At 49.9% G+C, this 9,404-nt stretch carries 10 protein-coding genes; all 10 read left to right on the top strand.

Features of this window, described 5'->3' with window-relative positions; all coding sequences use genetic code 11:
• The first annotated feature begins 171 nt into the window (after positions 1 to 171).
• The 10 genes from D1831_RS13265 (at position 172) to D1831_RS13220 (ending at position 8,979) form a co-directional block, all read left to right on the top strand.
• A complete protein-coding gene (locus D1831_RS13265; protein ID WP_125073340.1) occupies positions 172 to 879 on the top strand; it encodes a GntR family transcriptional regulator in 708 nt (235 codons plus the stop codon).
• Between the two features lie 68 nt (positions 880 to 947).
• Positions 948 to 2,330 carry a PTS sugar transporter subunit IIC gene (locus D1831_RS13260; protein ID WP_125073339.1) on the top strand — a complete coding sequence of 461 codons (1,383 nt, stop codon included), beginning with the start codon at positions 948 to 950 and terminating at the stop codon, positions 2,328 to 2,330.
• 5 nt (positions 2,331 to 2,335) lie between these two features.
• A complete protein-coding gene (locus D1831_RS13255) occupies positions 2,336 to 2,524 on the top strand; it encodes a hypothetical protein (RefSeq protein ID WP_125073338.1) in 189 nt (62 codons plus the stop codon).
• Positions 2,514 to 2,933, top strand: a complete 420-nt coding sequence (locus tag D1831_RS13250; protein ID WP_125073337.1) for a DUF3284 domain-containing protein — start codon at positions 2,514 to 2,516, stop codon at positions 2,931 to 2,933. Before D1831_RS13255 ends, D1831_RS13250 begins: the two co-directional genes overlap by 11 nt.
• A 171-nt stretch (positions 2,934 to 3,104) precedes the next feature.
• A complete protein-coding gene (locus tag D1831_RS13245; protein WP_125073336.1) occupies positions 3,105 to 4,103 on the top strand; it encodes a tRNA dihydrouridine synthase in 999 nt (332 codons plus the stop codon).
• A 138-nt stretch (positions 4,104 to 4,241) separates the two neighbouring features.
• Positions 4,242 to 5,165: a Ppx/GppA family phosphatase gene (locus D1831_RS13240; RefSeq protein ID WP_125073335.1), complete on the top strand. Its 924-nt coding sequence runs from the start codon at positions 4,242 to 4,244 to the stop codon at positions 5,163 to 5,165.
• A 22-nt stretch (positions 5,166 to 5,187) separates the two neighbouring features.
• Positions 5,188 to 6,462, top strand: a complete 1,275-nt coding sequence (locus tag D1831_RS13235; RefSeq protein ID WP_125073334.1) for a hydroxymethylglutaryl-CoA reductase, degradative — start codon at positions 5,188 to 5,190, stop codon at positions 6,460 to 6,462.
• Positions 6,455 to 7,414 carry an IpaB/EvcA family protein gene (locus D1831_RS13230; RefSeq protein ID WP_125073333.1) on the top strand — a complete coding sequence of 320 codons (960 nt, stop codon included), beginning with the start codon at positions 6,455 to 6,457 and terminating at the stop codon, positions 7,412 to 7,414. Before D1831_RS13235 ends, D1831_RS13230 begins: the two co-directional genes overlap by 8 nt.
• Positions 7,415 to 7,438: 24 nt before the next feature.
• Entirely contained in the window at positions 7,439 to 8,140 is a 702-nt protein-coding gene (locus tag D1831_RS13225; protein WP_125073332.1) for an NAD-dependent protein deacylase, read from the top strand.
• The gene (locus D1831_RS13220; RefSeq protein WP_125073331.1) at positions 8,137 to 8,979 is read left to right on the top strand and encodes a DUF72 domain-containing protein; all 843 of its coding nucleotides are present in this window, start codon (positions 8,137 to 8,139) and stop codon (positions 8,977 to 8,979) included. Before D1831_RS13225 ends, D1831_RS13220 begins: the two co-directional genes overlap by 4 nt.
• Positions 8,980 to 9,404 lie beyond the last annotated feature (425 nt).

Genomic DNA, 9,404 nt, shown 5'->3' with positions numbered 1-9,404 from the left:
TGTTTTCATAAGCATCTAACCATTGATGTAGCAATGATTTAATGAATGTTTAAAAATTCATTGGTATAAAATCGCGAAAATAGAAGCGCTTCCATAAATTCTGTGATAAAGTAACTTGTGGGCATAAGTTTTATAGGCGCCTACTAATTATTAGGAAAGGAGGAAAAAACAATGTATCGGAATATTGCGCAGGATATTATTAAATCAATTATCACCGAAGAATACCAAACCAAGTTACCTACGGAGAAGGTACTGATGGAGCGGTTCGATGCGAGTCGTAATACGATTCGTAAGGCGATTGACGTTGTTTTCCGGCACGGGCTGTTACGGCGGGTTCAGGGAAGTGGCAATTTTATTATCAAACAGCCGCAAAATAATACCGTTTTAAACTTATCGATCGGGTTTGACCAGGCGGCAATGGTTGCAGGAGGACCGTTGGTGTCAAAGGTCGTTACGTTCGACAAACTCAAGGCGGACGCCGCGTTAGCGAAGCGGGGCAACATTGAAGTTGGTACAGAATTATACCGGGTTATTCGGTTACGTTATTTAAAGGACACGCTTTATAGTTTGGAAGAATCGTACTTTCCCCGCACGGTTGTGCCGTTCTTGTCGGAAGATAGTGTCCACCATTCAATCTTTGCGTTTTTACGTGAAGCGTACGGCGTGGTCGGGAGTACCACGGAAAACTACGTGCATCAAGTGCGGTTGAATGCGGAACGCGCAAAGCTAGTGGGCGCGCCAACCGGTGATAAAACAATGTGCTTGGATGGGATCAACTATTTAACGAACGGGACGGTTTTTAACTTTTCGTCAACCTTTTTCGTTTATGACGATTTAGAACTGTACTACCATACGGAAAATATTGATCTACAGGAGTAGTCCGGCAACGTTCCCGGTAACCGGGGACGTTAAACAGATTTTCATTTCATGTAGGAGTGAGGAGTATTATGAATTCATTTATTGGATGGCTTAACAAACACTTAGTTCCAGTCGCGGCCAAAATCAGTGCGGTTCGCTGGTTAGTCGCGTTACGTGACGCCTTTATAGCAATTATGCCGGCGATGATGGCGGGGTCGATTGCCACCGTTTTAAACGCCTTAGTACGAGACATCCCAACTAAGTTCGGTTGGATGGGCTTCGTTAATTCAATGCAATGGTTAATTGGGATCAACGCGATGGTTTGGACCGGAACGTTGGCAATCTTAGGGTTGATCTTTAGTTTCACCTTTGGGTACCAATTATCCGTTCAATATAAAGTTGAACCAATTACCGGTGGGATCGTTACCCTGGGAACGTTCATCATGAGCTTGCCACAAAACTTCACGGGTACCTTAACGAAGTCTTTGAGTGCAGGCGCCACTAAGATTTTAACGGATTCCGGCATGGCCGTGGCGGGTAAAAAAGTCACTGCCTGGGGATACTTTAACTTCAATACTTACTTTGGCTCATACGGTTTCTTTACCGTAATGATCCTGGGTGCCATTGCCAGCACCGTTTACATTTACTTGATGAAAAAACACATTACGATCAAGATGCCCGACTCCGTTCCGCCGGCCGTTGCCAACGCCTTTACCGGGATCATTCCGGCCGCTGCCGCCTTCTACGTTGTGGGGATCATCAACTGGCTCTTCAGTAACTTTGGTCAAACGACCGTGATCGAATGGATCGCCAAGGTCATCCAAGAACCACTTTTGAACATGTCACAAGGTTACGGTGCCGTCTTACTGATGACGGTCCTCGTCCAAGTTTTCTGGTTCTTCGGGATTCACGGTTCCAACGTGTTAGCCCCCGTTTTAGATGGGATCTGGTTGACCGCACAGTTGGCGAACGTTAACGCGTTCCAAGCCCACAAAGCCTTACCATACCTTTGGACCCGGAACTGTTTCGACTTATACGCTTGGATCGGTGGGGCCGGCTCGACCTTACTACTCTTAGTTGCTATTCTGGTCTTTAGTAAACGGGACGACCAGCGCTCCGTTGCTAAATTAGCCATCGGACCCGGCGTCTTTAACATCAACGAACCCGTTATGTTTGGGTTGCCAATCGTCTTAGACCCGATTTACTTTATTCCGTTTATTTTGGCACCAGTTGTAACCGTATCCATTGCCTACGCTGCCATTACGGCCGGCTGGGTCGCACCAATTACTAACAACATCGTTTGGTCAATGCCACCGATCATGAACGCCTTAGTTGCGACGATGGACTGGCGTTCGGTCGTCTTACAAGTGCTGAACGCGTTGATTGCGTTTGCCATCTACGTTCCATTTGTCAAAGCCGCGAACAAGATGCAACCTGACCAAAATGGTGAACTTAACCAGATCGGAGACTAGTTATTATGAAACCCTTAAAGCAGTGTTTACTCATCGGGATGAACCTTGGATTATTAGCAGTCGTCTTGAGTCCCCTGGCTGGTACGACAGGTCAGTGGGTGACACTGGGTCTGGGGTTAGCCGTTAGTGCCGCGTTATTCGCAGTTTACCGGCACGTTGGTCAACTAGAGAGGAGTCAAAACCATGCAGATTAAATTAACTTTGAATGCGCCGGTTGATTATTTATATCAGCAGTTGATTCGCTCTGCCCGAGCTGACATTCAACAACAAACCGGAGCAGCGGCCCCCAAACAGAGTCTTCAGGGCTACCGTTACGAAAAGAAATGGGGTAACGGGGTGACCGGTAACATGACGATTACCCACGCTGATCCCGGGGTACGTTACGCTTACGAATTGAAAACGCCCAGCGATCAGTACGTCGTGGACTACCAATTCGCTAAGGGTGGCGACCACCAGACCATCATTGAATATGCCGAATCGTTTATGGGAAAGGACAAACGGACCCAGGCAAATAACCGGGTTGGCATGTTTTTGATGGGCTGGTTCCGCAAACGCCGCTTTAAGAAAATGATGACGAAAATGGCCGCGACTTATTACGAGTAACGGTTAATAATGAACGCCGTCTTGCCGTTTAGGGTAAGGCGGCGTTTTAGGCGTCCAGCCGTTGTTGAAAAGTGACTGTCCGTGACTTCACAGTCTAAACGGCAACTCTGCATTTGTGTGGCATTCATGCTAAAATTAAAAACATTCAAAATAGATAGGAAGTACTTGATCGTGACAGCAACAGCATTTTGGTCGCAAATTGCGACGCGGGCCCGTGAAAATGGGCGCCCATTTTTTACCATGGCCCCGATGGAAGCCGTTAGTAACACCGTGTTTCGGCAGGTGATTGCTCAAGCGGCCGCTCCGGACGCCTTTTTCAGTGAGTTCGTGTACGCCAAAGGCATCACGGACCCCCATACCAAGTTCCCGGTCCACGGTCGGCTGTACGTTGCACCGGCCGAACGTCAAAAACCGGTCGTTCAGCTGTGGGGCAATCAAGCAGAGAACTTTGCGACTGGTACGGCCGCGTTACGACGACTTGGGTTTGAAGCCGTTGATATCAACATGGGGTGTCCGGACGGAACGGTCATTAAAAATCATGGTGGCAGCGACCTGATTCGGCATCCCGAGTGGGCCGAAGCCGTAATTGCCGCTGCAAAAACGTCCGGGCTGGCGGTCAGCGCTAAGACCCGGTTGGGCTACAGTCGGGTGGCTGAATACCAGACGTGGATTCCCACGTTATTACGGCAACACGTGGCCGTTTTAACCGTTCACCTGCGGACTAAGCAGGAGATGAGTAAGGTGCCGGCGCACTTAGAAGTGATCGACAATTTGATCCGAATGCGCGACGAACTGGCTCCGGAAACGCTGCTCCAAATAAATGGTGACATTCCGGACTACGCGGCCGGCTTAGCGTTAGCCCGGGCCCATCCCGGTCTGGACGGTATTATGATTGGTCGCGGGGTGTTTGCCAACCCGTTTGCCTTTGAAAGCCAACCGCAACCACACGATTTAGGCGAACTGCTGGACCTTCTCAAAATACAGTTGGACCTGTTTGATGACTTTGCGCGCCGTTACGACGTTCCGCGGTTTCCGTCGTTAAAACGCTTCTTTAAGATATACGCGCGACCGGAATTGGGCGCGACCGCGCTACGTAATCAGATGATGGACGCCAAATCGACCGCCGATGTCCGTAAAATGTTGGCCGCGTTTAGCGCCACTGAAAATTAGGGTAATGCTTTAAAAGTTGGGGACGGTGTCCGCAACTTTTTTTATCGACCGGGTCGGGGCGGCACCCCCAGTCAGCGGGGGATTAATGGTAGAATGAACCTAACTAAAACTTCAATAGGAAAAGCGAGCGTGGTGTTTATGAAAAACTTAGCGATTGTGGATTTAGGTTCCAATTCGGCACGGATGGCCGTGAGTCGGCTACACGCCAACGGCAACGCTGAGGAAATCAAACGGATCAAAGAAGATACCCGTTTATCCGAAGCAATGGGACCGGAACACGTTTTGCAACCGGCCGCGATTGAACGGACTATTAAGGCCCTACTAAATTTCCGTAAAAGCTACGAACGGATGCCCAATACCGACGTCATCGGAATTACGACCGCGGCGGTCCGCATGGCGAAAAACCAAACGGCATTTTTAAACCAAGTTAAGCAGGAAGTCGGGTTGGATCTAAAAGTGTTATCCGGTGATGACGAGGCCTATTACGACTATTTAGGGGTTGCTAACTCGCTGGTCATTCACGATTGTCTGATCCTAGACACTGGCGGAGCGAGCTGTGAGTTGATCCTGGTCAAAAATGGTCGGAAACAGCAGTTGATCAGTGTTCCGTTTGGTGCGGTGACCTTGTCAGAACAGTTTGAATTAGACGACGTGGTTCCGTCGGCGAACCTATTTCGGGCCCAGATGTTTTTGCGTAACCGGTTAGCGGATATTTGGTGGTTGACCGAGGCCGTGCACTACCCGATTATTTTACTGGGCGGGGCGAACCGAACGCTCGCGCGGATCAACCGGCGCCGGCAACAAAAACTCAAGGTTGAAGACATCCACGGGTACCGCTTAAAAACCGAAACCGTTTATCACACCTTTTTAGACATGCTGACTCGCTCTAAACGGGGCCGGCAGGACATTTCCGGAATGGAGTATGACCGGGCCGACATTATCATTGGCGGGATGTTGCCGCTAGTCACGTTATTACAAATGCTGGATAGTGACCGGGTGATTTTTTCGGAGAGCGGTGTTCGGGAAGGCATTATTTCAGAATATTTAACTTCAGCAAACTGAACACGAGGATGGGAATGATATCATGAGTGCTGATTTTCGCCATTTTTATCAAAAGACGTGGGCTGAGCGAACCGCCGTTGTTGCGGAACAGGCCCACTTGACGGCGGCTGAACAGGCCCTGTTCAAAAAGTATTACGTGACTGAACACCACGAAATTATTGAAAACTACTTAACGGACTACCCGTTACCGATGGGGTTAGCCGTTAATTTTGTGATCGATGACCAGCCTAAGATGGTGCCAATGGTCACCGAGGAACCGTCCGTGATTGCCGCGGCGAGCAACGGGGCGAAGATCGTTAAACGGGCCGGGGGCTTCATCACGACCTTAGACCGGCGCGAAATGGTTGGCCAAATCGTTTTGGAAAAGTTAACTGATCCTGAACAAACCGCGGCCACCGTTGAACAGCATCAGGCGACGTTGTTGAAAGTGGCCGACGCGGCCCACCCCAGTTTAAAAAAACGCGGTGGCGGCGCCCGGCGCATCCGCACCCGGGTACTGGGTCAGGGCTACTTATCGATTGACCTGTTCGTCGACGTCCAGGCAGCGATGGGGGCCAACATGTTGAACAGTATGTTGGAAGCCGTCGCGAAGTCGGTGGGCGTTATCACGAAAACGAACCCGTTAATGAGTATTTTATCCAACTACGCGACCGCTAGCTTAGTTAAGGCCGAGTGTACGATTCCGGTTGGACTATTACAGGCGGGACGGTATTCGGGAGCCCTGGTCGCACAAAAAATTGCGGCGGCTAGTACCGTGGCACAAATCGATCCGTACCGGGCCACGACCCATAATAAGGGCATCATGAACGGAATCGACGCCGTCGCGATTGCAACGGGCAACGACTGGCGGGCCCTGGAAAGCGGCGCCCACGCGTATGCAGCTAAGGACGGCCAGTATCGCGGGATGAGTACCTGGACAACTGACGGGCAGGTTTTGCGTGGCAGCTTAGAATTACCATTACCGGTGGGGGTAGTGGGCGGTTCCATTAAAATTAACGAACTTGCCCAGTTAAACCAACGCTTGTTGGGAATTCAAACGGCGCCGGAACTTGAACGGGTGCTGGTGGCGACCGGCTTAGCCCAAAACTTAGCGGCGTTGCGCGCCCTCGTTACGACGGGGATTCAGCAGGGCCATATGCACTTACAATTAAAATCGTTAGCACTTGCGGCCGGCGCCACCCCGGCGGAATTACCCGTGATTTTACAACGATTGGAATTAGCACCACAGCAAGACCTGGCCACGACCCAACAACTCATTACGGCACTACGCCAAACAAAGGAAGAAACCGATGACTGAAATTAAATTAAACCAAACTGTAACCGACCTTTTAAGTACCGCTAACGCCCTGTATCCGGGCAATATTAACGTGAACTTTGGTCAGAATCAAGCGGGCTACGTCCGTCACGACCAAGCCCAACAAGTAATGCACGATGGGGATCTAACCGTTCAAGTTGCCGACGTAACGGCACCGAACTACACCGCTTCCCACGAGTTATTGCACCTGCTCCTGTTGTTGCAAGGCTTTCCGCAGATCACTTTTAACTTGACGACCCGGGATCAACAACTAGACGAACAGTTGATGGCGATTGCCATGGAACTTTACGATACGGTGAGTCACGTACTGGTTGTTAACAAGCAGCGCCAGCACGACCTGATCGACGACCAAATTGAAGCGCTGTACGTGAAGGGCGTTTACGCCACTATTGATCCCGAAGATCCGGGTAAGGCCGACGCGATGATGACGTTACGGTTATTAACGTTGACCGACCTGCTAGTCTTCTTTGGGGGCGAATTGACCCCAACGTTAACGGCCCAATTAGCCGACGACTTCCCGCAGGCCTTTCCGGCGGCTCAGAAGTTGTACGCGGTCGTTTGTCAAAAAGCCGTTGATACGCCGTTTGCCATGCGCCGGGCGGTTGTGAAGGTGTTTAAAGCGTTTGATGATCAGATGACGGCTTGGCACTTACCGATGTTACACGGCACCGAGTTTGTCACCGTGCAAAGCGTCCTGAGTGAGCGCCAGGAGCGGTTGGAGGTTCGCCAACTCTTCGATATTTACCATTCGGACATGTTGGATAAAGAAAAGCACACCCGCGCCTACATTGGGTTAAATAAGGGTGACCAGCAAAACGCCTTCGTGTTACCAGCACCGGCCCAGAAGCGGAGTGACGCCTTTTTCAAAGAGACTTACGATAAAACGGTTAAGGAATTATTCCAATCCATGAACTTGCCGTATACGTTACGTTAACTTTTTTTAAGAGGGGGCAGCAGGATGGAAACAACTGCACAACAACTATTAATAACGAGTCAACACATTGTTTTTATGACCGGCGCCGGGGTTTCGACGCCCTCGGGAATTCCCGACTACCGTTCAAAAAACGGTTTGTATACCGGACACCACAACGCGGAGTATTACCTCAGTCACGCGTTTCTAACGGAAAATCCAGGGGGCTTTTACGATTACCTTAAAAGTAATTTATATTACCCGGACGCCCAACCAAACGTCATCCACGAAAAAATGGCGGCACTGACCCGTCAAGACCGGGCCAGCGTAATTACGCAAAATATTGATAACCTCTACAACGTTGCTGATACGCGCCACTTGGTTGAATTTCACGGTAACCTCTACCAAATCTACTGTACTAAGTGCGGTCAATCCGTGGCGTGGCAGGACTACTTAAAATCACCCTACCACGCCAGTGACCACGGTTACTTACGGCCAAACGTCGTGTTATACGACGAAGGCATTGCGCAAACCAACGTGGAACGGGCCGTAGCGGCGTTGCAACGGGCCGACCTCGTGGTTATTTGTGGGACCTCGTTTCGGGTCTACCCGTTTGCCGGCTTAATTGATTACCGCAATCCGCGGGCGAAGGTCATGGCAATTAACGAGGAACCCCTCAAGTTACCGTTCGACTTTACGATGGTCCAACAAAACGCGGTGGACTTCTTTAAGGATGTGAGCGTGTCATGATTACCATTGGCCTGACAACTTGGACCGAACACCCGAGCTTACTGGGTGGTACTGACAAATTAACGTTAACGGAATATTCCGGTGTGTTGCCGGTCGTCGAAGTGGACACGCCGTTTTATGGCATTCCACGGGTCACGACGGTTGCTAAGTGGCAAAAGCAAGTCCCTGATAAGTTTCAATTCATTTTGAAGGCGAACCAGGTGATGACCCTGCACGATACCCAGGACGAGGGCGTCTCGATGGACGCCCTCAAAACGACTTACCGGGAATACCGAGCAATGCTTAAACCGCTGACCCAGCACCACCAGTTAAAAGCGATTTTATTCCAGTTCCCGCCGTTCTTTGAACGCTCCACCCGTAATTTTCATTACCTACAGCGAATGGTGGACTGGCTGCCCGGTTTGCCGATTGCGGTTGAGTTTCGTAATCAAAGTTGGTACGAAGCGGGTGTGAAGGATTCGGTTTTTGATTTTTTGAAGGATCTGGGGGTGGCGCACGTCATTGTTGACGAACCGCACGCGTTGAACGACGGGGTCAGCTTTGAGCCGGTCGTTACCAGTCCCAAACTAGCCATCATGCGCCTTCATGGTCGCAACCAGCAGGGCTGGTCGGCTAAAGGCCCTGACTGGCGTGGCCAACGAACCCTGTACCGCTACAACGACGCTGAGTTGACCGAATTTAAAAAGACGGTTGAACAACTGCAAACCCAAACGGACGAAGTCTGCGTTATTTTTAACAACAACTCCGGCGGTGACGCGGCCGATAACGCCCTCACGCTTAAAGAAATGCTGGGCATTTCGTTTGGAGACTTGGGGCCGCAACAACTCGACCTGTTTTAACGGGATTGATCGGTATTTTGGTAGTTATCTGGCAAAGATTTTTGGACGTGATACCCGCGTAGTTTGGAATTAAGTCCAAGCACTCTCCGAAGCACCTTGGCATGAATAGTTGTGGGTACACTTTTGAGCTAATTTCCAAACCGGGAATCAGCTCAAAAGCTGGCCTTGTTGTCAATCGTGAAAAGACCGCGACCAACAACAATTTCACAGCTATATGCCAAAACTTCTCCGGACGCCTAGATGGAAGATCGTTATTTAAATTAGACAAGTGGCTGAATAGGTTAGAATTCATCTTCTAATTAGAATAGATTTTCGGATTGCTCATTGTTTTCAAGGTAAAAAATTTAGTTTCACTGAATTAATAATCGTCAGTAAGTTGAGAAAGTATTTTTCCATTTACTGACGATTTTTACATAACGTTATGC

Origin of the sequence: Lactiplantibacillus garii (genome assembly GCF_003885105.1) — a bacterium.
GTDB classification, from domain to species: domain Bacteria; phylum Bacillota; class Bacilli; order Lactobacillales; family Lactobacillaceae; genus Lactiplantibacillus; species Lactiplantibacillus garii.
This window is presented reverse-complemented; position numbering and strand designations above follow the sequence as displayed.